Annotated in this window: 27 protein-coding genes; 12 read left to right on the top strand and 15 right to left on the bottom strand. The window is 39.4% G+C overall.

Going from position 1 to position 24,723, the window contains the following annotated elements:
* Position 1 precedes the first annotated feature (1 nt).
* The 5 genes from DBR40_RS22610 to DBR40_RS22590 all read left to right on the top strand — a co-directional run bounded on the left by DBR40_RS22610 (position 2) and on the right by DBR40_RS22590 (position 4,846).
* Positions 2–1,780 (top strand): DUF885 domain-containing protein, encoded by a 1,779-nt coding sequence (locus DBR40_RS22610; protein WP_124562007.1) that lies wholly within the window; start codon positions 2–4, stop codon positions 1,778–1,780.
* Positions 1,781–1,900: 120 nt separating this feature from the next.
* Entirely contained in the window at positions 1,901–2,452 is a 552-nt protein-coding gene (locus DBR40_RS22605) for a cupin domain-containing protein (RefSeq protein ID WP_124562006.1), read from the top strand.
* Positions 2,453–2,520: 68 nt separating this feature from the next.
* Positions 2,521–3,753 carry a serine hydrolase domain-containing protein gene (locus DBR40_RS22600; protein ID WP_124562005.1) on the top strand — a complete coding sequence of 411 codons (1,233 nt, stop codon included), beginning with the start codon at positions 2,521–2,523 and terminating at the stop codon, positions 3,751–3,753.
* A gap of 69 nt (positions 3,754–3,822) precedes the next feature.
* Entirely contained in the window at positions 3,823–4,128 is a 306-nt protein-coding gene (locus DBR40_RS22595; RefSeq protein WP_124562004.1) for a YbaB/EbfC family nucleoid-associated protein, read from the top strand.
* A gap of 40 nt (positions 4,129–4,168) precedes the next feature.
* Positions 4,169–4,846: a metal-dependent hydrolase gene (locus DBR40_RS22590; protein ID WP_124562003.1), complete on the top strand. Its 678-nt coding sequence runs from the start codon at positions 4,169–4,171 to the stop codon at positions 4,844–4,846.
* A 184-nt stretch (positions 4,847–5,030) separates the two neighbouring features.
* Here DBR40_RS22590 and DBR40_RS22585 read toward each other — a convergent pair whose 3' ends face one another.
* The 3 genes from DBR40_RS22585 to polA all read right to left on the bottom strand — a co-directional run bounded on the left by DBR40_RS22585 (position 5,031) and on the right by polA (position 9,219).
* Positions 5,031–5,372, bottom strand: a complete 342-nt coding sequence (locus DBR40_RS22585) for a hypothetical protein (protein ID WP_124562002.1) — start codon at positions 5,370–5,372, stop codon at positions 5,031–5,033.
* A gap of 153 nt (positions 5,373–5,525) precedes the next feature.
* Positions 5,526–6,365, bottom strand: coding sequence for an energy transducer TonB (locus tag DBR40_RS22580; RefSeq protein WP_158674116.1), 840 nt, complete (start codon positions 6,363–6,365; stop codon positions 5,526–5,528).
* Between the two features lie 49 nt (positions 6,366–6,414).
* On the bottom strand, positions 6,415–9,219 hold the full coding sequence (polA, locus tag DBR40_RS22575) for a DNA polymerase I (protein ID WP_124562000.1): 2,805 nt from the start codon (positions 9,217–9,219) through the stop codon (positions 6,415–6,417).
* A 156-nt stretch (positions 9,220–9,375) separates the two neighbouring features.
* Here polA and DBR40_RS22570 point away from each other — a divergent pair, with 156 nt between their 5' ends.
* Positions 9,376–10,059: a hypothetical protein gene (locus DBR40_RS22570; protein ID WP_124561999.1), complete on the top strand. Its 684-nt coding sequence runs from the start codon at positions 9,376–9,378 to the stop codon at positions 10,057–10,059.
* Between the two features lie 7 nt (positions 10,060–10,066).
* On the opposite strand, the gene DBR40_RS22565 is transcribed toward DBR40_RS22570, so the two are convergent.
* From DBR40_RS22565 to trmB, 5 genes are all read right to left on the bottom strand, one after another.
* Positions 10,067–10,600: a GNAT family N-acetyltransferase gene (locus tag DBR40_RS22565; RefSeq protein ID WP_124561998.1), complete on the bottom strand. Its 534-nt coding sequence runs from the start codon at positions 10,598–10,600 to the stop codon at positions 10,067–10,069.
* A complete protein-coding gene (locus DBR40_RS22560; RefSeq protein ID WP_124561997.1) occupies positions 10,600–11,187 on the bottom strand; it encodes a DNA-3-methyladenine glycosylase I in 588 nt (195 codons plus the stop codon). Before DBR40_RS22560 ends, DBR40_RS22565 begins: the two co-directional genes overlap by 1 nt.
* A 163-nt stretch (positions 11,188–11,350) precedes the next feature.
* Positions 11,351–11,704 (bottom strand): carboxymuconolactone decarboxylase family protein, encoded by a 354-nt coding sequence (locus DBR40_RS22555; RefSeq protein WP_124561996.1) that lies wholly within the window; start codon positions 11,702–11,704, stop codon positions 11,351–11,353.
* Positions 11,705–11,771: 67 nt separating this feature from the next.
* Positions 11,772–12,107 (bottom strand): MGMT family protein, encoded by a 336-nt coding sequence (locus DBR40_RS22550; RefSeq protein WP_124561995.1) that lies wholly within the window; start codon positions 12,105–12,107, stop codon positions 11,772–11,774.
* Positions 12,107–12,757 (bottom strand): tRNA (guanosine(46)-N7)-methyltransferase TrmB, encoded by a 651-nt coding sequence (trmB, locus tag DBR40_RS22545; protein ID WP_124561994.1) that lies wholly within the window; start codon positions 12,755–12,757, stop codon positions 12,107–12,109. Before trmB ends, DBR40_RS22550 begins: the two co-directional genes overlap by 1 nt.
* A 115-nt stretch (positions 12,758–12,872) precedes the next feature.
* Here trmB and DBR40_RS22540 point away from each other — a divergent pair, with 115 nt between their 5' ends.
* Together DBR40_RS22540 and DBR40_RS22535 are read left to right on the top strand one after the other, a co-directional pair.
* The gene (locus DBR40_RS22540; protein WP_255420136.1) at positions 12,873–13,802 is read left to right on the top strand and encodes a GDP-L-fucose synthase family protein; all 930 of its coding nucleotides are present in this window, start codon (positions 12,873–12,875) and stop codon (positions 13,800–13,802) included.
* Positions 13,803–13,938: 136 nt separating this feature from the next.
* Positions 13,939–14,871, top strand: a complete 933-nt coding sequence (locus DBR40_RS22535) for a hydrogen peroxide-inducible genes activator (RefSeq protein ID WP_124561992.1) — start codon at positions 13,939–13,941, stop codon at positions 14,869–14,871.
* A gap of 45 nt (positions 14,872–14,916) precedes the next feature.
* Here DBR40_RS22535 and DBR40_RS22530 read toward each other — a convergent pair whose 3' ends face one another.
* From DBR40_RS22530 to DBR40_RS22510, 5 genes are all read right to left on the bottom strand, one after another.
* Positions 14,917–15,150, bottom strand: a complete 234-nt coding sequence (locus DBR40_RS22530) for a hypothetical protein (protein ID WP_124561991.1) — start codon at positions 15,148–15,150, stop codon at positions 14,917–14,919.
* Between the two features lie 43 nt (positions 15,151–15,193).
* Entirely contained in the window at positions 15,194–15,652 is a 459-nt protein-coding gene (locus DBR40_RS22525; RefSeq protein ID WP_124561990.1) for a hypothetical protein, read from the bottom strand.
* A 95-nt stretch (positions 15,653–15,747) separates the two neighbouring features.
* The gene (locus DBR40_RS22520; protein ID WP_124561989.1) at positions 15,748–16,356 is read right to left on the bottom strand and encodes a superoxide dismutase; all 609 of its coding nucleotides are present in this window, start codon (positions 16,354–16,356) and stop codon (positions 15,748–15,750) included.
* A 273-nt stretch (positions 16,357–16,629) separates the two neighbouring features.
* Entirely contained in the window at positions 16,630–17,097 is a 468-nt protein-coding gene (locus tag DBR40_RS22515) for a nucleoside deaminase (protein WP_124561988.1), read from the bottom strand.
* Between the two features lie 72 nt (positions 17,098–17,169).
* Positions 17,170–17,505 (bottom strand): tRNA-binding protein, encoded by a 336-nt coding sequence (locus DBR40_RS22510; RefSeq protein WP_124561987.1) that lies wholly within the window; start codon positions 17,503–17,505, stop codon positions 17,170–17,172.
* Positions 17,506–17,714: 209 nt separating this feature from the next.
* Here DBR40_RS22510 and DBR40_RS22505 point away from each other — a divergent pair, with 209 nt between their 5' ends.
* From DBR40_RS22505 to DBR40_RS22490, 4 genes are all read left to right on the top strand, one after another.
* A complete protein-coding gene (locus tag DBR40_RS22505; RefSeq protein ID WP_124561986.1) occupies positions 17,715–19,199 on the top strand; it encodes a xylulokinase in 1,485 nt (494 codons plus the stop codon).
* 76 nt (positions 19,200–19,275) lie between these two features.
* Positions 19,276–20,607 carry a xylose isomerase gene (xylA, locus tag DBR40_RS22500; RefSeq protein WP_124561985.1) on the top strand — a complete coding sequence of 444 codons (1,332 nt, stop codon included), beginning with the start codon at positions 19,276–19,278 and terminating at the stop codon, positions 20,605–20,607.
* 125 nt (positions 20,608–20,732) lie between these two features.
* Positions 20,733–22,400 (top strand): sodium/sugar symporter, encoded by a 1,668-nt coding sequence (locus DBR40_RS22495; protein WP_124561984.1) that lies wholly within the window; start codon positions 20,733–20,735, stop codon positions 22,398–22,400.
* 102 nt (positions 22,401–22,502) lie between these two features.
* Positions 22,503–22,880 (top strand): VOC family protein, encoded by a 378-nt coding sequence (locus tag DBR40_RS22490; protein WP_124561983.1) that lies wholly within the window; start codon positions 22,503–22,505, stop codon positions 22,878–22,880.
* 92 nt (positions 22,881–22,972) lie between these two features.
* Here DBR40_RS22490 and DBR40_RS22485 read toward each other — a convergent pair whose 3' ends face one another.
* Entirely contained in the window at positions 22,973–23,356 is a 384-nt protein-coding gene (locus DBR40_RS22485) for a hypothetical protein (RefSeq protein ID WP_124561982.1), read from the bottom strand.
* Position 23,357: 1 nt separating this feature from the next.
* Positions 23,358–24,593, bottom strand: a complete 1,236-nt coding sequence (locus DBR40_RS22480) for an ABC transporter permease (protein ID WP_124561981.1) — start codon at positions 24,591–24,593, stop codon at positions 23,358–23,360.
* Between the last annotated feature and the right edge of the window lie 130 nt (positions 24,594–24,723).

Raw genomic sequence — 24,723 nt, 5'->3', positions numbered from 1 at the left:
TATGAAGAGAATACTTCTTTTTACAGCCTGCATTGCTTCCTTATCGGCCTGCAAGCAAGGAACCAAATCTGATGCCAACGCAGAAAACAAGGCATTTGCCAACATGTGCGAACAATATTATCAGGATGGTTTAAAACTTAATCCAATCAGCGCAACTTATATTGGAGACGAACGTTATGATGACCTCCTGCCAAACGATGGCTCGCAAGCTTACATTAAAGCATACAAAGCGTTTAACGAACGTTATCTGGATAGCCTGGGTAAATACGACAGGGCAAACCTTAATGCCAATGATAAACTCTCCTTTGATTATCTGAAAGACCAGCTAAGTATCAGTTTAGAAGGTTTAAAATACCATTCAGAATATCTTCCGTTTAACCAAATGTTTGCTTTGCCTTTAACCATTGGTCAACTGGGTTCGGGTACAGGTGCACAACCTTTTAAAACGGTAAAAAATTACGAAAACTGGCTAAAACGTGCCTCAGCCTTCTCGGTTTGGGCAGATACAGCTATTGCCAACTTTAAAAAAGGCGAGGCTGCAGGAATTGTTTTGCCTAAGGCCCTGGTGGTTAAAATGATTCCGCAGATGCAGAGCATGGTAGTAAACAGTCCTGAGAAAAGTTTATTTTATGGCCCCATCAATTCATTGCCTGCTGATTTTTCTGCTGCTGATAAGCAAAAATTAACCGAAGCATATCGTAATGCTATAACCACCGTTATTGTCCCTACGTATAAAAAATTAGCCGATTTTCTTCAAAATGAATACCTGCCAAAAGCGAGGACAAGTTCTGGATGGTCTGCCATGCCAGGCGGTTTAGAGTGGTACACCTATTTGGTAAAACAACAAACCACCACCAATAAAACACCCGAAGAGATCTATCAGACCGGCTTAAAAGAGGTAGCCCGGATAAAAGGACAAATGGATAGCATCAAGAATCTGGTTGGCTTTAAGGGCGATTTAAAGGCCTTTTTCGAATACATGAAAACAGATAAAAAATTCATGCCCTACAAAACGCCAAAAGAGGTATTGGCAGCTTTTGAAGACATTCATCAGCGCATGAAACCCAATTTGAAAAAGATGTTTGATGTGGAGCCTAAAACACCGTTCGAAATCCGTCAAACAGAGGCTTTCAGGGCAGCGTCGGCCAGTGCTGAGTACAATCAGGGCTCGGCAGATGGAAAACGTCCGGGAATCTTTTATGTTCCGATTTTAGATGCCAAAACATTCAATACTACTTCAGGTATGGAATCACTGTTTCTGCACGAAGCCATTCCTGGTCACCATTATCAGATCTCTTTAACTCAGGAAAATAAATCCTTACCTAATTTCCGCCGTTTTGGAGGCCACAATGCTTATGTAGAAGGCTGGGCACTCTATTGCGAATCGTTAGGAAAAGAATTGGGCTTATATCAGGATCCTTATCAACATATGGGAGCGTTAGGTGACGAAATGCACCGCGCCATTCGCTTAGTGGTTGATGTGGCTATTCACACCAAAAACATGACCCGTGAGCAAGCCATTAAATATATGACCGACAATGAAGCCATTAGTACCGAAGGGGCAACTGCAGAAATTGAACGCTATATGGGTATCCCGGCACAGGCATTGGGTTACAAAACCGGAGCAATGAAAATAAGGGAATTAAGAACCAAATATGAAAAGGAGCTTGGGTCAAAATTCAAATTATCAGCTTTTCATACTGCAGTTTTAAAAGATGGCTCTTTCCCACTTTCCGTTTTCGAAGCTAAGATGGATGCCTGGGCAGAAAGCCAGAAATAAATTATTAGCCTAGGGTTTAAACCCTAGGCTAAATATTGCGATGGGTTTAAAGCCATCGCAATAAAACAAAATTCTAAACCCTTTCGTACTTACTTTGTTAATTAGTAAAACACCCTAGCCATGGATAAAGAAAAATTAATACAGGAAGCCTATTTAGTTGCACATAAAATAGAAGAAAACGGAAACTTCCCTAATAATCCGGTTCTTCCTTTAATGGTTTACAAAGGAACCTTGAGGCTCCATCCGGATGACAATGAAGAAGTAATTAAAAAAGTTTTTGCGCAGAACGGATACACCAATGCCTGGGTTGATGGTATTTTTGATTATCACCATTACCATAGCAATACACACGAAGTAATGGGCGTATTTTGTGGTAAGGCCGATGTACAGTTTGGTGGAGACCACGGCGTTTGTATTGAACTCGATAAAGGCGATGTGGTGATTATTCCGGCAGGTGTTGCACATAAAAAACTCAACTCAACCGACGATTTTACTGTTGTGGGTGCCTATCCAAATGGAGCCGATTATAACATGAAATATGGCAGGGCCGATGAGCGCCCAGAGGCTGATGAAGATATTGCGAAAGTAAAAAATCCGGATAGCGACCCGGTTAACGGCAGCAAAGGGCATTTATTTGAGTGCTGGTACAATCAAAATTGCGAAAATGTGTAAAACTCTTTCGTTTTAACCGTCTAAAATTCTTTAATTTTCGGGTTTTAAATACACTATCCCTGATATAAATGAATTTTCGATATATATGTTCCGCATTAGCCCTCTCCGTAACTTTACTAACTGCCTGCTCAAGCAAAAAATCTGAAGAGAAGAAGGCCGCCGAAAAAAAAATACGCACAAAAGACGACGACAAAGCCGATAGCCTGTTATTAGTTTACAATCCACAAAAAGGGGACAAGTGGATTGCTGATTTTGTAGATAACCTGCACAGAAAATTCGGTTTCAACGGCAATATGCTGGTGGCTAAAGATGGTAAAATCCTTTACGAAAAAGCCGTTGGCTGGGCCGATTACCTGCACCGCGATAGCTTAACCATTAACTCAGAATTTGAGCTGGCTTCTATTACTAAAACGTTTACAGGTACCGCAATCATGCAATTGGTAGAGGCCGGTAAACTTTCGTTAAACGATGATGTTAAAAAATTCTACCCCAACTTTCCTTATGATGGCATCACAGTAAAACTCCTGCTTTCGCATCGCAGCGGCATGATGAACTATGTGTATTTCATTGATGATATCTGGCGCAAAGAAAAACGTAACATGAAAAAAGGTGTAACCAACCAGGAAGTAATGAATGTAATTGCCGAAAGGAAACCTAATCCATACACCAAACCCGATAACCGTTTCCACTATAACAACTCCAACTTTATGGTACTGGGTGCCATTATTGAAAAAGTTACCGGTCAGCGCTATTCGCAATACATGATGGAACATGTATTTAAACCTGCAGGCTTAAAACATACCCATGTCTATAGCACTACTGAATACGAAAAAATACCAGTTGATGTGGTTGGCCATGACCGCAATAGCTTTAGATATTCTGTGGCGCAAAACTTTTTGGACGGTCCGGTTGGAGATAAAGGCATTTACAGCACGGTACACGATTTGGTATTATTTGATAAATACCTGAAAAATGGAAGATTACTCACCAAAAAGAGTCTCGATTCGGCCTATGTAGGTCGCAATAAACCTATAAACGGTCACTTTAACTACGGTTATGGCTGGAGAATGTTCGACGGTGAAAATATGGATAAAGTGGTTTATCACACGGGATGGTGGCACGGTTTTCGCCACATTTACGTTAGAGATTTAAATAAGAATATTGTTATTATATTTTTAGGTAATTTAACTAATGGTAGTTTAATGCATTTGGATGAGCTATACAAGCATTTTAATATGCCTGTTATACGTAAAGGAGCTTACCATGGTAATGGAAGTTTACCGGGCTCTGATGAAGATTAAGGGGGATTAATTTCTCTTCGAGGATATACATTTTACACAATTAACGTTTAATACAAAAAACACAAAGCTATGTTCGATAAATTATTCGCGGCGCAACAAAAAGCCGAAGAAATTAAAAAGCGTTTAGATACCATATCGGTATATGGTGAAGTTGAGAACGGTGCCATTAAAATTACCGCAACAGCAAATAAAGCCATCACAGGCATTGCTATCGACGAGGATTTTTTGAAGAACGCAGATAAAGAAGAGTTAGAAGAACTGCTTCTTACGGCCATTAACAAAGCCTTAATCAGTGCGGAACAGGTGAGTGCAGCAGAAATGCAGGCATCGGCACAAGATATGCTGGGCGGCTTAGGTGGCATGTTCGGACAATAAGAAATTAAGCCATTCGTACCAGATACTTGCAACAACAATTATGAAATACACATATTACGGCCAATCGTGTTTTTTGCTCGAAACGGCAAGCAAAAAACTCTTATTCGATCCTTTTATTTCGCACAATCCACTGGCCAAAAACATCGATATTAAGGCTATTGAAGCCGATTACATATTGGTAAGCCATGGTCACGGCGATCATGTAGCCGATCTGGTTGCTTTAGCAAAACAAACCCAGGCAACTGTAATTGCTATGCCTGAAGTAACCGACTGGGCGACCAAACAAGGCGTAGAAAAAGTACACGGAATGAACTTTGGCAAGTTTACTTTTGATTGGGGAACAGTGCGCATGGTACCTGCTACACATTCTTCAGGCCTGCCCGATGGAAGTTATGGCGGTAACCCTGCAGGCTTTGTTTTAGAAGCAGATGGTAAACAAATCTATTTTGCCGGCGATACCGGCCTAACCATTGAAATGAAGGTTTTAGCCGACATTTACAATTTAGATTATGCCATTTTACCAATTGGCGGCAACTATACCATGGATGTAGATGATGCATTGGTTGCTACCAAATATTTCGATTGCGACAAGGTAATTGGGGTACATTACAATACCTTTCCGGTAATTGAGATTGATACAGCTGTAGCTTTGGATAAGTTTAAACGCGAAAATAAAACCTTATTGTTGCCAGAGATTGGTGAAACGATAATATTGTAATTCTCAAAAAAGCATAAATCTATAGATTCAAAATTAAGAGAGGCTAAATGGTCTCTCTTTTTTATTATAAACAGATAGAGAGACCCTGAAATAAATTCAGGGTGACGGTTCTAAAATAGGGTAAGCCTCAACAAAAAAGGGTCCCAATACGCACCGGGACCCTTTCAAATTATAAAACCTAAACCTAGTTCTTTTTAGCAGCTGCTTTGTTTGCTTTATAACGCATATCAGCTGTACCATCTTTTTTAGTTGGGCCAGCAACCTTAGTTACTGCTTTTGCTTTATTTTCTTTAAAACGCATATCAGGCGTACCATCTGCTTTTACTTTAGCAGCTGTAGTAGTGGTTTTAGTTTCTACTTTTTTAGCCTCTTGCTTAACGCCTGCTTTAACAGGAGCTACAGTAGTTTTTACTTCTTTTTTAACTACAGTTTTAGCTTTAGCTGGTGCTGTAGTGGCAGGGGTTTGAGCAAATGCTGTTGTTAAACCAAATGCTGCGATTGCGATTAAACTCAATAACTTTTTCATACTCTTTGATTTTGTTTTTTTAGTGGTTAGAAGCGTCTTCGTTTTATTCCGAGGTTTCGCCCTTTCGATTTTTGTTTTACTCGTTTATTTTGTTGATATAAAGTTCATTATTCGGAATGAAGATTTAATGAAGATAACGAATATTTTTATTTTCTAATACCCGATACCACTTAAAGTAAAATTTATATTGATGTTGTATTTTGTACGCGTAGGCTTATTCAGTAATGTACCCGGAATCCACTTTGGAAAAGTTTTTACAATCCTCAACGCCTCTTCACCTAAGCTTTTATTTAGAGAACGCGTTAGTGTTATATCTTCCAAATCGCCCAACTCATTTACGATAAAAGAGAGAAAAACTCGCTCCTGAGCCCTTTCCTTCAGAGCTAATTCAGGGTATTTTAAGCCCTTTGCAATGAATTGATATAATTTATTCATGCCTCCAGGAAAGCTAGGTTCTTTTTGCAGTTTATTCATCGACGTTGGCTTTCCTTCGATATCAAAATATGAGCTATCTGTTAAATTGCTTTTTTCATTATAAATTTCTTTTATTGCCAGGTTGCCATTACTATAAAAAAACTTCCTTTCGCCAACATATTTATTATCAATATAATTTGTTTCTGAATAAATTGAAGAATTTGGCCAATAAAAAACAGAAGGCCCATTCAATTCATCATTCAAATACATTTCAGAACTTAATGCAACACCCGTAGAATCGTAGCTAAGCCATGCACCAGATTTATTGTTATTAATATAAATTCCTTTTATAAATGGTTTGCCATTTTTATACCCCAGGTAATATCCGTTTAGCACCGTTAATAGCGAATCTGAAAAAGTTTCTCTTTTCGTAATTACGAAATTTTTGTCAGATGTTATTCTTATCCAAGTCGTACTATCTTTTTTAAATATTTTATATGTTGAGGTTGCTTTACTAATCCTTTTTGTGGGGATGCCATTAAAGTTATAAGTAATTAAAGTATCACTTTTTTGAGCCATGCATCCAAACGAAATAAAGCAGGCAAAGAGCGTAATGAGCATTTTCATACTAGTGTGCCGCCAGCCAGTTATCACCTTCGCCAATCTCCACTACAATAGGTACCGTAAGTTTAATGGCATTGGTCATTTTATCCTGGATAATAGCTTTCATGGCTTCCTTTTCCGTTTTCAACACATCAAAAACCAACTCATCATGCACTTGCATGGTCATGGTCGATTTTAAATTTTGTGCCTTCATCTCTTTGTGGATATTGATCATGGCAATCTTGATCATATCGGCTGCAGAACCTTGAATAGGCGCGTTAATGGCATTTCGCTCCGCAAATCCTCTTACAGTTTGGTTAGCAGAGTTAATGTCTCTCAAGTAGCGCCTTCTGCCCATTATCGTTTCAACAAAACCATTTTCGCGCGCAAAGTTCATGGTATCGCTCATATATTGTTTAATACCCGGATATTGCGTAAAATACTGCTCAATAATTTCGGCGGCTTCTTTACGCGGAATGCCCAGGTTTTGCGACAAACCAAATGCCGATTGACCGTAAATGATACCAAAGTTTACCGCCTTCGCATTTCTACGCTGAGTGCCATCTACTTCTTCGATGCTTACGCCATACACTTTTGCAGCGGTAGCGGTATGAATATCGATGCCTTTATTAAATGCATCGAGCATATTTTGTTCCTTGCTGATTTCGGCAATAATGCGCAATTCGATTTGCGAATAATCGGCAGATAGCAGAATATGGTTTTCATCGCGGGCAATAAAAGCCTTGCGCACTTCCCGTCCACGTTCGGTGCGGATCGGAATATTCTGTAAGTTCGGGTTGTTGGAACTTAAGCGTCCGGTTGCTGCTACAGCCTGGTTGTAAGAAGTGTGAACCCTGCCGGTTTTCGGGTTAACCATTAGTGGCAAGGCATCAACATAAGTTGATTTAAGCTTCTGCAACTGGCGGAAATCCAGAATATCCTGTACAATATCGCTTTTACTTGCTAAAGCTGTTAAAACATCTTCTCCGGTTTGATATTGCCCGGTTTTGGTTTTCTTGGCTTTGGGATCAAGCTGAAGTTTATCAAATAAAACCTCGCCCAGCTGTTTTGGCGATGCAAGGTTAAATTTAATCCCTGCTTTATCATAAACATTCTGTTCAAATTTAATAATGTCGGTTTCGAGTTCTTTAGAATAAGCCTTTAAGGTTTCAATATCGATGCGAACACCTTCTTTTTCGATATCGGCCAATACATATACCAAAGGATTTTCAATTTCTTCGGCCAGTTTAGCTGCGTTCAGTTCGGTTAATTTCGGTTCGAATACATGCGCCAGTTGCAAAGTAACATCAGCATCTTCTGCGGCATAATCAACCACATCAATTACGGCCACATCGCGCATATTAAGCTGCCCTTTTCCCTTTGGTCCAATCAGCTTAGTAATGGATATAGGCGAATAGCCCAGGTAATTTTCAGATAATACATCCATCCCATGACGGGTATCCGGATCAATTAAATAGTGCGCCAGCATGGTATCAAAAAGTTTTCCTTTTACCTCCAGGCCATACCATTTCAATACCAAAATATCGTATTTGGTATTTTGGCCAATTTTTTCAATATTTTCATCTTCCAGCACAACCCTAAACTCATCTACTATGGCTTGTGCTTCTTCGCGTACAGCTGAAACCGGAATATAGTAACCTGTACCTGGCTTTACCGAAAAAGAAAGCCCCACAAGCTCGGCCATATTGGCATCGGTACCAGTTGTTTCGGTATCGAATGAAATCCGTTTCTCGGCCAGCAACAGCTTAATTAATTCAGCACGTTGCTCGGCAGTATCAACCAGCTGATAATCGTGCGTTGTATTTTCTATACTCTTAGCGGGCAGTTTTTCTGCAGGTTCTTCTTCAAGGGTATTGGTATATTGAATTACCTCTCCAGACTGGTTGCCAAATAAATCAGTTTGCGTACCTTCCTGAAACTTGGCCGTAGTAACCGAAAACTCATCACCAAAAACCCTTCGACCCAGCGTTCTGAATTCTAACTCCGTAAACAAAGGATCTAATAAATCGCGGCTTGGATCGCAAAGTTCTAAACTGACTTCATCCAACTCAACCGGAACATCCAATAAAATGGTAGCCAGTTTTTTCGAAATCAGACCTTGTTCGGCAAAGTTCTCTACATTTTCGCGTTGTTTGCCTTTTAACTCGTGCGAGTTGGCAATAATATTTTCCATTGTGCCATATTGCTTAATTAAAAGCTTGGCGGTTTTTTCTCCAATTCCGGGAATGCCAGGGATGTTATCCACGGCATCGCCCCACAGGCCCAAAATATCAATAACCTGATCTACCCGTTCTATTTCCCATTTAGCCAGAATTTCTTTTACACCCAGTATTTCCATATCGTTGCCCATACGTGCAGGCTTGTAAATGAAAATATTTTCGGATACCAATTGTCCAAAATCCTTATCAGGTGTCATACAGTATACCTGGTAACCTTTTTTCTCCGCTTTTTTGGCCAGTGTACCGATAATATCGTCGGCCTCATAACCATCGGAGGTAATTACAGGGATATTAAAACCAGTAATTAATTTAACTACATAGGGCATTGCAGCGGCCAAATCTTCGGGCATGGCCTGGCGCTGGGCTTTATAAGCTTCGAAAGTGGTATGCCTTTCGGTAGGGGCTTCGGTATCAAAAACCACCGCAATATGTGTTGGTTTCTCTTTCTTTAAAACATCGAGCAAAGTATTGGTAAAGCCCATTACTGCCGAGGTATTGATTCCTGTTGAAGTAAAGCGAGGGTTTTTACTTAATGCAAAATGCGCCCTGTACATAAGCGCCATACCGTCTAGAAGAAAGAGTTTTTTCATATTATGATTACACTGATTTTGTGATTGCACCGATAAACTGATTTACCGGATCGTAAAAGATCAAAGTTAACAATCTATAGAACTAATAATATGAAATTTTATGAACTGTATCTCAAAACCGGTAAAATTGCGTTATTTTTAAAAAACCGAATGGATATGAAAAAAGCCCTAACGCTGATTATACTTATTTTTACTACTACATACGCAATCCATGCCCAGGATTTTATCGTTAAAAACAACGATGACGTAATTCGTGGCACGATTAAAGGCACCGATTATTTTTCGGTTTTTATCAGTGCCAACGATGAAGCCGATGTAATATTACCAGCCAAAGACATCAAGAATTTTTTCTGGAACGGCAATAGTTTCGTAAGCAAAGGTTTTGCAAACGGACGTAATTTCGAATACCGTTTTGTAAAAGTAATTGAAATGGGTACGGTTAACCTCTATTCATTTGGCGGTGGTACGCTTGTTCCGACGGTAAAAGAAAAGAAGGTAAAATTCAGACCCTCAATTGGTATTGGCACTGGTACCGGAGGCTTTGGTGGCATGGGTATGGGCGGTGGAATCAGTATCGGAGGCGGTAACAATTCTGCTCCCGAAAGATCTGCAGGAGCTCCTGCAGTGCGTTACTTCATCGAAAAACCTGGCGCAGGCCCGTTACAAGAAGTACCCATGAAAGCCATTACAGATGATGCTAAAAAAATTGAGGTTAAAAATATCCTGTTACAAAAAATTGGCGACCAGCCTGCCCTAAAAGCTAAAGTAGAAACTAGTGCCGAGTTTAACAGCAGGGATGTAATAGAATGGGTAAAAGAATATAATGCAGTCAAGAAATAACAGCAACCTATTCAGAAATTATCTTTTCATAAATCTCTAAACTGATGGGATTATCATTTTTAATCTCGCAATTCCATAAAGTTTCCTGATAAATAAAGTCAAGCTTTTTCACTAGTTTTTTACTGTTATTATTCTCTGCTTCAACCAACGCTACAATCTTCGCCAGGTTTAACACTTTCGATGCATAACCAAACACTGCAGAGGCTGCTTCCTTTATTATGCCCAGACCCCAATATTCAGGCAATAACCAGAAACCTATTTCGGCCTTTTGATCAGATTTGCTTAAATCATTAAATCCGATGGCGCCCAATAAACTCAGCGTTGTTTTATCACAGATTGCCCACCACATACCCGTTTCATTTTCCTGAATCTCACGAAACCAGATGAGTTGATTGTTGGTTTCCTCAAGGGTAGAATAATTTACACCATAATAACGGATTACTTCGGGGTGCGATAATCCTTCAAAAACAAATGGCAGGTCATCAGCAGAAAATTGCCTCAGTAAAAACCTGTCGGTATGTAATGTAGCCGGTGCAAACATTACCTGGCACAGCAGTTTAACAAATGATCGTTAACCATTCCGGTTGCCTGCATGTGTGCATAACAAATGGTCGTACCGAAAAATTTAAACCCACGCTTTTTCATGTCTTTGCTAATACGGTCAGACAATTCAGTACGCGGAGGTACATCGCTCATTTTTTCGATGGAATTTAAAATCGGTTTTCCATCTGGCACAAAATTCCACATGTATTTAGAAAAACTACCAAATTCTTTCTGGATTTCGATAAACAACCTGGCATTGGTTATGGCCCCGTTCACTTTTAAGCGGTTTCGGATAATGCCTTCGTCATTCATCAACCTTTCTACATCTTTTTCAGTAAAAGCAGCAACTTTTTCTACCTCAAAACCGGCAAAAGCCTTGCGGTAATTTTCGCGCCTGCGAAGGATGGTAATCCAGCTTAAACCCGCCTGTGCGCCTTCCAGTATCAGAAACTCAAATAGAGTCTTGTCGTCGTAAACAGGTTTACCCCACTCTTCATCATGGTATTTAATGTACAGTGGATCGGAACCGGCCCAGCTGCAGCGTATTATTGAATCCAGAGTCTTAAGTCCAGAGTCTTGAGTCATATTAGGCGAATTTTGAAGGTTAAATTGTCAATAAATTAATTCTCATTCCTTATCGTCCCCTCTGATCCGATAGCTATCGGATTTGTTTCAGGATCTACTTAATTTGCTTTCAGGAGAGATGCTGAAACGAGTTCAGCATGACGATTTTCTACCTGTTCTTCTATTAAACTCCCAGCTCCGAACTCAGCTCATCCCAATACTCCACAGCTCTTCTATAATGCGGAATTACAATACTTCCTCCTACCAAATTAGCGATCATGAAAATTTCGTTCATTTCGTCGTTGTTAACGCCAGCGTCGAAACATTTTCCGAGATGATATTTGATGCAATCATCGCAACGCAGCACCATCGAAGCCACCAGGCCCAGCATTTCTTTGGTTTTCACATCCAGCGCACCATCAGCATAGGAAGTGGTATCGAGTGCAAAGAACCGTTTAATGTTGGTATTTGCGGTTTCCATAATCCTATCGTTCATTTTTTCGCGATAGCCATTAAATTCTTCTACTAACTTTCCCATGTATCCAAATTATTGAATGTTGATTTTTTTAATGAGTGAATGAGCATTAATGTTAAATTCAATCCGTTTAATCCAGATTGATTTCCTCCAGTGGATTCCAGAATACCTTTTTAAAGTTGACCACCTTATCGTTCTTAACTTCAACCCCTTCTTTTTTTAGCAGTTCTTCCATCAATTCGGGCGGTTTAAAATGGAATTTTCCTGTAAGCAGTCCACTGCTGTTTACAACCCGGTGGGCAGGTACTTGTGGATGGGCAGTGCCCGCATAAAGCATTGCGTGCCCAACCATCCGCGACGATTTTGCCGCGCCCAAACTTTTAGCAATGGCTCCATAGGATGTCACCCTTCCTTTCGGAATGAGCCTTACAACCTCATAAACCTGTTCGTAAAAGTTAGTATCCATTATTCAAAAGAAAACTGAATATAATTAATATTCTTATCGTGCAATAAATATTTCTTCTCGTAATACGTTTTAATCGACAATACCTCATCAACCAAATCAGAAGTATAGAGGTGATCGGTGTTTTTGTGCACAACCAAACCCAGTTCTGCTACTTTTTCGCAGGTATAAGCATATAGCTGATCGTTATCAGTTTTTAAGTTTACGCAACCTCCTGGTTTTAACACTTGTTTATAACGGTTTAAAAAAACCGGAAAGGTGAGCCGTTTTTTCTCGCGGCTATCCTGCGGTTGTGGATCGGGAAAAGTAATCCAGATTTCATCTACTTCACCTTCATTAAAATAATCGAGCAGGTTTTCGATCTGTATTCTCAAAAAAGCCACATTATCAATCCCATCTTCAATCGCCGTTTTCGCTCCACGCCAAATACGATTACCTTTATAGTCAACGCCAATAAAATTCTTTTCAGGGAATAATCGAGCCAGGTTTACCGAATACTCCCCCTTTCCGCAAGCCAGTTCTAACACAACCGGATTATTGTTTTTAAAATGTGTTGCAGCCCATTTGCCTTTTAAGGCTTTTCCTTCATCTAATTGATATACGTTTGCAAATGTTTCTATTTCTGCAAAACGTCTAAGTTTATCTTTACCCAAGTTTTCTTTTTTGAGACAAATTTACAATTAAATCATTTAGCAAATTGTTTTTTCGGATCATAACTCGTCTCTTTCAAATAATCAATCGTATTTTTGCAGGCTATTAAAGAAACAGATTTTGGAAAAAAGTGCTAAAATATACGTTGCAGGACATAGGGGCATGGTAGGTTCAGCTATTCACCGCAAGTTGCAAAAAGAAGGCTATACCAATATTATAACCAGAACTTCTGCTGAATTGGATTTACGTAACCAGCAGGCTGTAACCGATTTTTTTGCCGAAGAAAAACCTGATTATGTATTTCTAGCAGCGGCTAAAGTAGGGGGCATTGTAGCCAACAATACTTACCGAGCCGACTTCCTTTACGAAAATCTGGCTATCCAGAATAACGTAATCCACAACGCTTATGTTAATGGTGTTAAAAAATTAATGTTCCTGGGTTCAAGCTGCATTTACCCTAAAATGGCTCCGCAACCTTTAAAAGAAGATTACCTTTTAACCGGTACTTTAGAGCACACCAACGAACCTTACGCCATTGCTAAAATTGCAGGCATTAAAATGTGCGACGCTTACCGCGATCAGTACGGCTGTAATTTTATTTCGGTAATGCCTACCAACCTTTATGGCTATAACGACAACTACCATCCACAAAACTCGCACGTTTTACCGGCATTAATCCGCAAGGTACACGAAGCAAAGGCAAACAACGAAAAAGAAGTGGTAGTGTGGGGCTCGGGCACACCTATGCGCGAATTTTTATTCGCGGATGACCTCGCAGATGCCTGTTATTTCTTAATGCAAAACTACAGCGAACCAAATCTGATCAATATTGGCACCGGTCACGATTTAACTATTAAAGACCTGGCTTTGCTCATAAAAGAAGTATTGGGTTACGAGGGCGAGCTTGTATTTGATGCCAGCAAACCAGATGGCACACCACGCAAATTAATGGACGTAAGTAAACTTCATAATCTGGGGTGGAAACATAAAATCGAACTTAAAGAAGGTATTGCCCTGGCTTATCAGGATTTCGAAAGCAGATATTAAATTAATGATTTGAATGAGAGAAGGGCTAAATGACAGAATGCTTTAATCCACTTCCATTCACTCACTTATTCTCTCACTCATTAATTTCATATAGTTATATTTTATATATTTGATATTATAAATAAATTTTAACTATATGACTTTAGTTCAGCTTGAATATGTTGTTGCAGTAGATACTTACAGAAGTTTTGTTACCGCTGCCGATAAATGCTTTGTAAGCCAACCCACACTTAGCATGCAGGTACAAAAGCTTGAGGAATTATTAAATGTTAAAATTTTTGACAGGAGCAAACAGCCCGTAAGTCCGACCGAAATTGGTGTTCAAATTATTGCGCAAGCCAGAATTGTATTACAGGAAAGCGGCAAAATAAAAGAGCTAATCAGCAGTCAGCAGCAGGATGTTTTAGGAGAACTAAAGATCGGCGTTATCCCAACCATTGCACCTTACTTATTGCCCGAGGTTATTTCAGCAATGCTCGAAAAATACCCCGAACTAAAATTACTAATTTGGGAATATACCACCGAAGATATTATCCATCACCTTAAAACGGGTGTATTGGATTGTGGCATTTTGGCTACACCATTAACAGACGCCAACATTACCGAAACACCGTTGTACTACGAAAATTTTGTAAGCTACATTAGTAAAAACAGCAAACTTTATAAAAAGAAAGCTGTAGATGCAGAGGATCTAAACGACGAAAATATCTGGCTGTTAAACGAAGGGCATTGTATGCGCAACCAGGTATTGAACATTTGCCGTTCTACTAAAAATAACAGACTGCAAGGACTTGAATACAATACGGGTAGTGTAGAAACCCTGGTTAGAATGGTTGATTTAAATGGTGGAGCAACTTTACTCCCCGAATTAGCTATTGCTGAACTTAATGCAAAACAAACAAGTAAAATACGTCACTTCAAATCGCCTGAACCGGTACGTGAAATCAGTTTGGTAACGCATAAAAACTTCATTAAAAAGCGGATGCTGAATGCTTTAAAAGATGAGATTTTGGAAATTATCCCTAAGGCGATGAAGCAAAAAAAGAAAAAGGATATTGTTGGGATTTAAGCCCGTTTGCACCACCATCGTCCATTTGAGTTTTAGTCTTTCGGACTAAGATGCTAATTCCTTGTCCTTATCTACATGTGCAGCCAGCTTATAACCAGTTGTAGCCGGATTTTTATCTTCCAAAAAGATTAAAATAATTAGCGAAATAACGGGAATTAAAAAGGAAATGAAAAACCAGAACCAAAATTTACGCCCTGTTCTTTTGGCCAAAAAACCTGCCAGTAATTGCGGCGACAATAACAGCCCCAGTACAACTGCACCGACGATTATTTCTGGCATCTGTTTTTATTAATAAGATACTGTAGAAAGGCCGCTTAGGCCATTATTGATTTTGTTTCTCTATCGGAGGCGCAGATAGCAATCCTTTAATATCGCTCTCAACTTCTTCCTCTCCTTTTTTCTTTTTCTTATTCTTATTTTTTTGGCTTTTTCCGCTTAAACGCTCTTCAATAACTTTATCGTATTCAAGCTGTTGCTCTGGTCTTAATACATTCCGAATGTTTTTGCTGGTCTCGTTCTGAAGTTTATAGAATTTATCTACATCTTCCTCTTTCGAGTTGCCCGCCTGCTGCCGTTTAATTAAATCAGCCTGCTCTTTAGCCTGGTTATAGGTAAAGCTATATATCACACTTTTTTGCGTACCATTTAGTTTTAACCTTTTATCCAGTTCATCTACATTCTTTTGGGCAATTTCTGTAGGGGTGGGCATCTTATTCTGTTGCGCACGCACCAAACCGTTTATACCAATCAGAATTACCAATAAAATTACAAGCCTTTTCATGTTAAACATTTAATATGTGCGAAGTTACTCAATTATCTTAAAACAAGAAAGTCCCGATTTACACCGGGACTTTCTAAAATTTTATTGGGTTTTAATTACAATGCTTTTTTGTAAAGCTCAGCAACTGCATCCCAGTTAATCACGTTCCAGATTGCCGCTAAGTAATCAGGACGTTTGTTTTGATATTTTAAGTAGTAGGCGTGTTCCCAAACATCGATACCCAAAATCGGGGTACCTTTTACTTCAGCGATATCCATTAAAGGATTATCCTGGTTTGGAGTAGAAGAAACCTGAAGTTTTTTATCAGCACTTACTGATAACCATGCCCAACCTGAACCAAAACGGGTTGCACCAGCTTCCTGTAATTTAGTTTTAAGCTCAGCAAACGAACCAAAAGTTTCGTTAATAGCTTTAGCTAAATCGCCAGTTGGCTCGCCACCTTTATTTGGACCTAAAATGTTCCAGAATAAAGAGTGGTTATAGTGGCCACCACCATTATTTCTAACAGCAGCAGGGAATTTTGAAATATTTTTTACAACGTCTTCGATTTTAGCAGTTGCCTCAGGTTTACCTTCTAATGCTTTGTTTAGGTTGGTAACATAAGCCTGGTGGTGTTTATCATGGTGGATTTCCATGGTAGTTTTATCAATATGCGGTTCTAATGCATCGGTTGCGTAGTGTAACGCAGGTAATTCAAAAGCCATAATATGTTATGTTTAAAGATTTAAAAATGTTTCTTGTAGCAAATATAACATTAGAACGTTAAGATTTGTTCATGTTATTATCATCAAATGGTTTTCTTTGGAAAGTTGTAATAATGGAAAAGTTGAAAGTTATGACAATCAAGACGATAAGCACTGTTTATTCTGGAGATAAAAAATGGTTCATTATTGATAGTTAGATTTCATCTATTTGATTCGTTTATAAGCCACGTGGCTATTGACCATTAACTACCAACTAATTATTGACCGCAGAACCTATCTCTTTTTGACGAAGAACCCCTTCATCAATGCCGCACATTCCTCTGCCATTACGCCGCCTTTCAATACCGTTTTAGGATGAAGCAAACTTGTGCCTTTTGAAATAAAGCCTCTTTTTTCTTCCCTGGCGCCGTAAACAATGCGGCCAACCTGTGTCCAGTAACTTGCGCCAGCACACATTACACAAGGCTCGATGGTTACATATAAAGTACAGTCTCTTAAATATTTGCCACCAATGGTTTGTGCTGCAGAGGTAAAAGCCTGCATTTCGGCATGGGCAGTTACATCGTTAAAGCGCTCGGTTAAATTATAACCACGACCAATAATCCTGTTTTTACTTACCACTATCGCCCCAATCGGAATCTCATCTTCGGCCAAAGCTTTTTTAGCTTCTTCGAGCGCCAGCTTCATGTAATGAATATCTTCCGCTTCAGGATTGGTATCTTCGAAATTATAAAAACTCATGGCGTAAAGATAGGGTAACACTTCCGAAGTTTCCAAAAGCTAAAGTGCTGGCGCCCCAGAAAGGCGTGAATGTTAAATCAGCTTACTTCCGTTAGGTACTTTACGCTCAACGGCTGTGAGTACAATATCTCCGCTCTCGTCGGCAAAGCCAGTTACCAAAAATTCTGACATAAATTTACCAATCTGTTTTTTAGGAAAATTAGTCACCGCCACAATCTGTTTACCAGGCAATTCAGCTAATGTATAATGTTTGGTTATTTGAGCACTGCTCATTTTTATTCCAAATTCACCAAAATCGACCTTAACTTTATAAGCAGGCCTTCGGGCCTCGGGAAATTCGAAGGCTTCTAAAATAGTACCAACCCTTAATTCAACTTTTTCGAAATCATCCCAGCTAATCTCTTGCATAACTTAATTCTAAATGTGTAAAAAACAAAAATATAAATTCCCGTGTAAATCTGCTTGTGATACAATTAAATGAAAGAAATGTTACTCTAACCATTTATCTCAACACATGCTTCAGGTGCTGATTTTTATAAAAAATTTGCGTTTTATATTTTATCATCTATCTTTATGCAACCGTTTGCATAAACCAAATATAAAATTAATTTAAAACCATGTATTTATTAGGGATTGATTTAGGAACTTCATCTATTAAAGTTGCACTTGTAGAAGTTGCAACGCAAAAAAAAGTGGTTACAGCACAATATCCGGAAGAAGAAACTCCAATCAAATCATTAAAACCGGGCTGGGCAGAACAATCGCCAAACGAGTGGTGGCAAAATGTACAGCAAGCCATTTTAAAATTGAATGCAACCGGCCTGTTTAATCCTAAAGATATCAGTGCTATAGGCATTGCCTACCAGATGCATGGTTTAGTTGTGGTAGATAAAGATCAGCAGGTATTGCGCGATAGCATTATTTGGTGCGATAGCAGGGCAGTTGAACTGGGCAACCAGGCTTTTGAAGCTATTGGCCAGGAGAAATCGTTAAAGCACCTGCTCAATTCACCGGGTAATTTCACAGCTTCTAAGCTGGCCTGGGTAAAAGCAAATGAGCCGGATGTTTACACTAAGATCGACAAAATTATGCTCCCTGGCGATTATATTGCCATGAAATTAACCGGAGTCATTACCACCAGTATCTCGGCACTTTCTGAAGGTATTTTCTGGGATTTTGAACAGCATGAAATCTCGAAAGACGTAATGAACTATTACGGCCTCAGCAATAACCTGATTCCTGAAGTAAAACCATTGTTCTCCAGCCACGGACTTTTAAAAGAAGATATTGCTAAGCACCTTGGTTTAACAACAGGCATTCCGGTGGCTTACAAATCGGGCGACCAGCCCAATAACGCACTTTCTTTAAATGTGTTAAAGCCTGGTGAAGTAGCTGCTACCGCCGGAACATCTGGTGTTATTTACGGCGTAAGCAACGACCTGACCTGCGATCAACAATCGAGAGTAAACACTTTTGCGCATGTAACTTACACCGAAGCACAAAAGCACACTGGCGTTTTGCTTTGCATTAACGGCACCGGCAGCATGTACAGGTGGGCAAAACATACTTTCGCTCCAAATTCAACCTATGCGGCATTAAACAACTTAGCAGCAAGCGCACCAATTGGCAGCAACGGCTTAAAAGTACTTGCCTTTGGCAACGGCGCCGAACGCATGTTAAACAATCAGTATACTGGCGCACAACTATTGTGTATCGATTTAAACACCCATACACAAGCCGATATTTTCAGAGCTGTGCAGGAAGGCATTGCCTTTTCATTCCGATATGGATTAGATATTATGAGGGAAAACGGCATGAGGCCGCAGGTAATAAGGGCAGGTAAGGCCAACCTATTTTTAAGTGATGTTTTTGCCCAAACCTTTGTCGATGTAACAGGCATCCCGGTAGAACTTTATGAAAACGATGGCAGTGTTGGTGCAGCCTTAGGGGCAGGCATTGGAGCTGGGATTTTCAGTAGCGCAGAAGAAGCTTTTAAACAACATGAGGCTATTAAAACATTAACACCTCAAAACAGTGAAGTATACGAACCAATTTATCAGGATTGGAAAACCATATTAATAGAACAATTAGTAATGAGTTAATGGTTAATAGCGCATAGCCACAATGGCAATTAACTATCAACCAAAAAACCATCAACAAAAAAAACAAATAAACACCATGACAAGAGTAGTAACAGGAGCGAAAGAATTTTTCAAAGGTATTGATCAGATTCAATTCGAGGGCTTAGAAAGCGACAACCCATTAGCGTTTAGATGGTATGATGCCAATAAAATAGTGGCGGGAAAAACCATGACAGAGCATTTTAAATTTGCCTGTTCATACTGGCATTCATTTAATGGCAACGGTGCCGATCCATTTGGTGGTGCAACACATATTTTTCCCTGGGATGAAAAGAAAGATGCTGTAGAAAGGGCAAAAGACAAAATGGATGCTGCTTTTGAATTTATTACCAAAATGCAGATTCCTTATTATTGTTTCCACGATGTGGATGTAGTAGACTATGGTGATGACATTGCAGAAAACGAACGCAGGCTTGAAGCGCTGGTGGCCTATGCCAAACAAAAACAAGCCGAAAGTGGCGTGAAGTTACTTTGGGGAACCGCCAATTTGTTCAGCAATAAACGCTATATGAACGGTGCCTCTACCAATCCAGATTTCCACGTACTGGCACACGGCGCAGCGCAGGTTAAAGCCGCCCTTGACGCAACAATTGCCCTTGGAGGTGAAAACTATGTATTTTGGGGAGGGAGAGAGGGTTACATGAGCCTGTTAAACACAAATATGAAACGCGAACAGGAACATTTGGCAAGATTTTTACATACTGCCAAAGATTATGCCCGTAAACAAGGTTTTAAAGGTACATTCTTTATCGAGCCTAAGCCATGTGAGCCATCTAAACACCAGTACGATTATGATGCAGCTACAGTTAGGGGCTTTTTGCAGCAATACGATTTATTAAACGACTTTAAATTAAACCTGGAGGTTAACCATGCGACTTTGGCAGGCCATACTTTCCAACACGAACTACAGGTTGCGGTAGATACCGGCTTACTAGGTTCAATCGATGCCAACCGTGGCGATTACCAAAACGGCTGGGATACCGATCAGTTCCCGAACGACATTAATGAACTGACCGAAGCGATGCTGATCATTTTAGAAGGCGGCGGCCTGCAAGGTGGTGGTGTAAACTTCGATGCTAAAATCCGTCGTAACTCTACCGATCCAAAAGATTTATTTTACGCACATGTAGGTGGTATGGATATTTTTGCCCGAGCACTGATAACCGCCGATGCTATTTTACAGAAATCGGACTACAAAAAAACAAGAACCGACCGTTATGCTTCGTTCGACAGTGGCAAAGGAGCAGAGTTTGAGCAGGGTAAACTAAGTTTAGAAGATTTAAGAAATTACGCAGCAGAAAACGGCGAGCCGGAAGTACGCAGCGGTAAACAAGAGTATCTGGAAAATTTAATTAACAGGTACATCTAATTGCAGGCTAAAAGATTAGGTTACAAAATAATAAATGTCAATTTAACATTTTATAACAAAAAAATTTGAAATTTAACTAATGATTTTATTACATTTAGCCCTCTAAACCAAATAACTTATCTTAAATGAAAGTAACAGATTACATTATTTTTCTAGCCTACTTTGCCATTGTAGCAATTTATGGTTTTTGGATTTACCATCGTAAGAAGCAAACGCAGATGAGCAGTAAGGATTATTTCCTTGCAGAAGGTTCACTTACCTGGTGGGCAATTGGTACATCGTTAATTGCTTCGAACATTAGTGCTGAGCAATTTGTAGCAATGAGTGGTGACGGATTTAAAATGGGATTAGCTATTTCTACTTACGAATGGATGGCAGCTGCAACATTGGTAATTGTTGCTACATTTTTTATTCCGGTATATCTTAAAAACAAGATATACACCATGCCACAATTTCTAAGTCAACGTTACAATGGTACTGTTGCAATGATTATGGCAGTGTTTTGGTTGTTATTGTATGTTGTCGTTAACTTAACCTCAATCTTATATTTAGGTGCATTAGCTGTAAGCAGTATTTCGGGTATTGGATTCTGGTATTGTATGATGGGCTTAGCCATTTTTGCTGTAATTATAGCATTAGGTGGTATGAAAGTAATTGGTTATACAGATGTAATCCAGGTAGCATTCTTAATTTTCGGTGGTTTAGCCACAACTTATCTGGCACTTAATTTAGTGAGTGATCACTTTGGCGGAAACGGAGTATTGGATGGTTTAGCCTTCTTAAGAGAAAAAGCGCCCGACCATTTCCACATGATATTTAAGAAAGACAGTGCCAATTATGCTTCCTTGCCGGGTATGACTGTACTACTTGGAGGGATGTGGATTGTAAACTTAAACTATTGGGGCTGTAACCAGTATATCACCCAACGTGCATTAGGTGCTGATTTAAAAACTGCAAGAGCAGGTATTTTATTTGCTGCCTTTTTAAAGCTTTTAATGCCGTTAATCGTGGTTTTACCGGGTATCGCTGTTTACATGTTGTATCAGGAAAAAACAGGTATTGATGTAAACTCAATGATGCCGGGTGGCGAGCTTCGTCCGGACAGGGCTTACCCTACTTTATTGAATATCTTACCAACAGGATTAAAAGGTTTATCTTTTGCGGCCTTAACTGCTGCAATTGTGGCCTCGTTAGCAGGTAAAATCAATAGTATCTCTACCATTTTCACTTTAGATATCTTTAAAAAACACATTAATACAGAAGCCAGCGAGCGTAAACTTGTAAGAACCGGCCGCACTGTAGTAATTGTTGCAATGGCTATCGCAATCGCCATTTCACCTTTCTTAGGTATCGATAAAAAAGGTGGTTTCGAATTTATTCAGGAATACACTGGTTTTGTAAGTCCGGGTATTTTCGCCATGTTTATTTTGGGTTTCTTCTGGAAAAAAACAACTTCAAATGCAGCTTTATTTGCTACAATTGGTGGTTTTGGTTTATCAGTATTGTTAAAATTCTTACCAGGAATGATGGATTTATCTTTCCTACACGATTTCGGATTCTCGGTAGCCAACGCAGATGGAATTTACGAAATACCTTTCTTAGATAGAATGGGTTTTGTATTTGTAATTTGTATCGTTGTGATGTATGCCATTAGTATGTTCGAAAACAGCAAAGGCGATAAATCACATGGTTTAGAAGTAGATACAAGTATGTTCAAAGTTCATCCATCATTTGCAGTTGGATCGCTGTTAGTGTGCGGAATTTTAGTTGCACTTTACTCTATTTTCTGGTAAAATTAAAAATCAAGAATATGCAAAAGGCTCGCAATGAAAATTGTGAGCCTTTTTTTATTAACAGGAATTGGTAACTTTATTAAACAGGTTAATTGCTATGTTATGAAAGCACCCGATTATTACCAACCCATAATGCCTTACCTCTGCATTAAGGATGCGAGCCAATTTATTGATTTCATTAAAACTGTTTTTGATGCTGAGATTAAGTTAATTGTACCGCGTGAGGATGGAAGTACCATGCACGCTGAAGCCACGATTGATAAAGGCACAATTATGTTTACGCAGGCCAACGAAATGTATTCGCCCTATGGCTCGGCTTTGTTTATTTTTTCGCCCAGGGCAATGGCATTTTACGATAAGGCTATGGCAAACGGAGCAACCTCGGTACAAGAGCCTGATGAAAGGGATTATGGCTTAAGTGCTGGTTTTACCGATGCCTGGCACAACACCTGGTGGTTAGCTGTTCCTGATGAGGAATAATTGATTGGCTGATTACCACTATTTCGGTCGGCGATGATACCTACCGATAACGTAATTATATGGCTCATGGAGACACAGCCAATGGCGCGTAATTACTGTGCACAAGGGCCGTCAGGAATTTCCTTACTGATTTTTAAGACTTTGGTAACTACCAACGTCGAATCAAAATCAGCCGAAACCATAGAAGTATCAGATTTGGCAAAAAAACCTTCCAGTTCTACGTAAACAGGCTCGTACGGTTTTTCGAAACCCAGATTACTGTAAGATAGCTCAAGGGTTCTTACGCTATCTTTAACCCAGTATTCGCGACCATCTTCGCAAAGAGTAAACGATTTCATTTCGGGGCCAAAACTATATAAACCCTTAACCGTTTTCAGGTTACTATTCTCTCCCTCGGCATTATCTTTTCTATTACAAGCGGTAACCGCTACGCCAAGGAGCACAACAAATACAAAAGCTTGCTTAAATAACTTCATTTTATATGGTTTGATTTATTTGATCGATCTTTTTAACACTTAAATTGGATGACAAAGCAGATGCCAAAAATGAGAAGATGCCTACAGTAACAAAAACTAAAACAAAATCTTTCCATTTCAACCCTATTGGATAAGCACTTACCAGGGTTTTATGCTCATCTTCACCCATCTTTATAAAGCCATAAGTATGTTGGAAATAGTAGAAAATAACTCCGATTATTAAGCCAAGCACGCAGCCCGACATGGTAATCATCATCCCTTCGAATAAAAATATACGTTTTATTAACTTTTTTCCGGCACCCAGGCTACTCAAAATTGCCACATCTTTTACCTTATCAATCACCAACATGGTTAACGAGCCGATGATATTAAATATAGCAATAATCAGGATAAAAGTAAGAATAATATATACTGCCCATTTTTCGGTGTTTAGAATGTGGTAGAGCGATTTATTCTGCTCTGCCTGATTCCTCACCTCATAATCCTTTCCGGTCCTTTCAATCACTTCATTTTGAAAGCGGTCTACATCCGTGCCCGGCTGCAGATTGATCTCAATAGCCGACACTTTTTTATCTTCGCCAAGCAACTCACGGGCAAAATCGAGCGGAACAATAATGCCATTATCAAAATCCTGCTGCACTTCAAAAACCCCGCTTACCCGGATACTTTTTGCTACAAAATCGTCGGCTGGATTGATATTGTTCACCGAAATATCCTTTTTGGGCGAATAAATTTCCAGTTCGGTAAAGGGATCAACAGTATTAACGGCCAGATAGCTCTGTAAAGCCGAGCCAATTACTGCGCTGGCTCCACTGCTATTGTGCAAAACAAAACGGCCTTCTTTTATCGTACTATCGAGTTTGTTGTTTTTTAAGTAATCGAAGCTAACTCCCTTAACCATGCCCACAGCCTGCTTATTGTTGTATTTTAACAAGGCATTTTCCTGTAGCACCTCTGTAAAAGTATAAACTGCCTTATTTTGCCTCAACTGGTTAAAATAGGTAGTATTGGGGTCAAACGTCTTTCCTTTAGCCGGTGTAATGGCAATTTGAGGGGTAATGGTATCGAACATACTCAACACTACTGTCTCTAAACCATTAAAAACCGACAAAATGATAATTAACGCGGCACTACCTACCATTACGCCTACCATCGATATACCCGAAATCAGGTTGATGGCATTGGTAGATTTTTTGGCAAAAAGATACCTTTTGGCGATATAGAAAGATGTGTTCACTGCGGTAAAGATAGTTAAAATGTAATATGGATGATGTGAGATGGAAGATGTAAAATGAATAGCCCCATCAACCCTTTTCCATTTTACATCAAAAAAAGTATAGTCCCATCATTCCTTTTCCATCTTCCAT

The organism is Pedobacter sp. KBW01, assembly GCF_003852395.1.
In the GTDB taxonomy this organism is placed as follows: domain Bacteria; phylum Bacteroidota; class Bacteroidia; order Sphingobacteriales; family Sphingobacteriaceae; genus Pedobacter.
The sequence above is the reverse complement of the archived record's forward strand: the minus strand, read 5'-3'. Positions and strand labels throughout refer to the sequence as shown.

Bases quoted from the DNA above. Each gene is read 5' to 3' on its own strand.
- DBR40_RS22610 (WP_124562007.1), top strand. From the start codon at position 2: ATGAAGAGAATACTTCTTTTTACAGCCTGCATTGCTTCCTTATCGGCC.
- DBR40_RS22605 (WP_124562006.1), top strand. From the start codon at position 1,901: ATGGATAAAGAAAAATTAATACAGGAAGCCTATTTAGTTGCACATAAA.
- DBR40_RS22600 (WP_124562005.1), top strand. From the start codon at position 2,521: ATGAATTTTCGATATATATGTTCCGCATTAGCCCTCTCCGTAACTTTA.
- DBR40_RS22595 (WP_124562004.1), top strand. From the start codon at position 3,823: ATGTTCGATAAATTATTCGCGGCGCAACAAAAAGCCGAAGAAATTAAA.
- DBR40_RS22590 (WP_124562003.1), top strand. From the start codon at position 4,169: ATGAAATACACATATTACGGCCAATCGTGTTTTTTGCTCGAAACGGCA.
- DBR40_RS22585 (WP_124562002.1), bottom strand. From the start codon at position 5,372: ATGAAAAAGTTATTGAGTTTAATCGCAATCGCAGCATTTGGTTTAACA.
- DBR40_RS22580 (WP_158674116.1), bottom strand. From the start codon at position 6,365: ATGGCTCAAAAAAGTGATACTTTAATTACTTATAACTTTAATGGCATC.
- polA (WP_124562000.1), bottom strand. From the start codon at position 9,219: ATGAAAAAACTCTTTCTTCTAGACGGTATGGCGCTTATGTACAGGGCG.
- DBR40_RS22570 (WP_124561999.1), top strand. From the start codon at position 9,376: ATGAAAAAAGCCCTAACGCTGATTATACTTATTTTTACTACTACATAC.
- DBR40_RS22565 (WP_124561998.1), bottom strand. From the start codon at position 10,600: ATGTTTGCACCGGCTACATTACATACCGACAGGTTTTTACTGAGGCAA.
- DBR40_RS22560 (WP_124561997.1), bottom strand. From the start codon at position 11,187: ATGACTCAAGACTCTGGACTTAAGACTCTGGATTCAATAATACGCTGC.
- DBR40_RS22555 (WP_124561996.1), bottom strand. From the start codon at position 11,704: ATGGGAAAGTTAGTAGAAGAATTTAATGGCTATCGCGAAAAAATGAAC.
- DBR40_RS22550 (WP_124561995.1), bottom strand. From the start codon at position 12,107: ATGGATACTAACTTTTACGAACAGGTTTATGAGGTTGTAAGGCTCATT.
- DBR40_RS22535 (WP_124561992.1), top strand. From the start codon at position 13,939: ATGACTTTAGTTCAGCTTGAATATGTTGTTGCAGTAGATACTTACAGA.
- DBR40_RS22530 (WP_124561991.1), bottom strand. From the start codon at position 15,150: ATGCCAGAAATAATCGTCGGTGCAGTTGTACTGGGGCTGTTATTGTCG.
- DBR40_RS22525 (WP_124561990.1), bottom strand. From the start codon at position 15,652: ATGAAAAGGCTTGTAATTTTATTGGTAATTCTGATTGGTATAAACGGT.
- DBR40_RS22520 (WP_124561989.1), bottom strand. From the start codon at position 16,356: ATGGCTTTTGAATTACCTGCGTTACACTACGCAACCGATGCATTAGAA.
- DBR40_RS22515 (WP_124561988.1), bottom strand. From the start codon at position 17,097: ATGAGTTTTTATAATTTCGAAGATACCAATCCTGAAGCGGAAGATATT.
- DBR40_RS22510 (WP_124561987.1), bottom strand. From the start codon at position 17,505: ATGCAAGAGATTAGCTGGGATGATTTCGAAAAAGTTGAATTAAGGGTT.
- DBR40_RS22505 (WP_124561986.1), top strand. From the start codon at position 17,715: ATGTATTTATTAGGGATTGATTTAGGAACTTCATCTATTAAAGTTGCA.
- xylA (WP_124561985.1), top strand. From the start codon at position 19,276: ATGACAAGAGTAGTAACAGGAGCGAAAGAATTTTTCAAAGGTATTGAT.
- DBR40_RS22495 (WP_124561984.1), top strand. From the start codon at position 20,733: ATGAAAGTAACAGATTACATTATTTTTCTAGCCTACTTTGCCATTGTA.
- DBR40_RS22490 (WP_124561983.1), top strand. From the start codon at position 22,503: ATGAAAGCACCCGATTATTACCAACCCATAATGCCTTACCTCTGCATT.
- DBR40_RS22485 (WP_124561982.1), bottom strand. From the start codon at position 23,356: ATGAAGTTATTTAAGCAAGCTTTTGTATTTGTTGTGCTCCTTGGCGTA.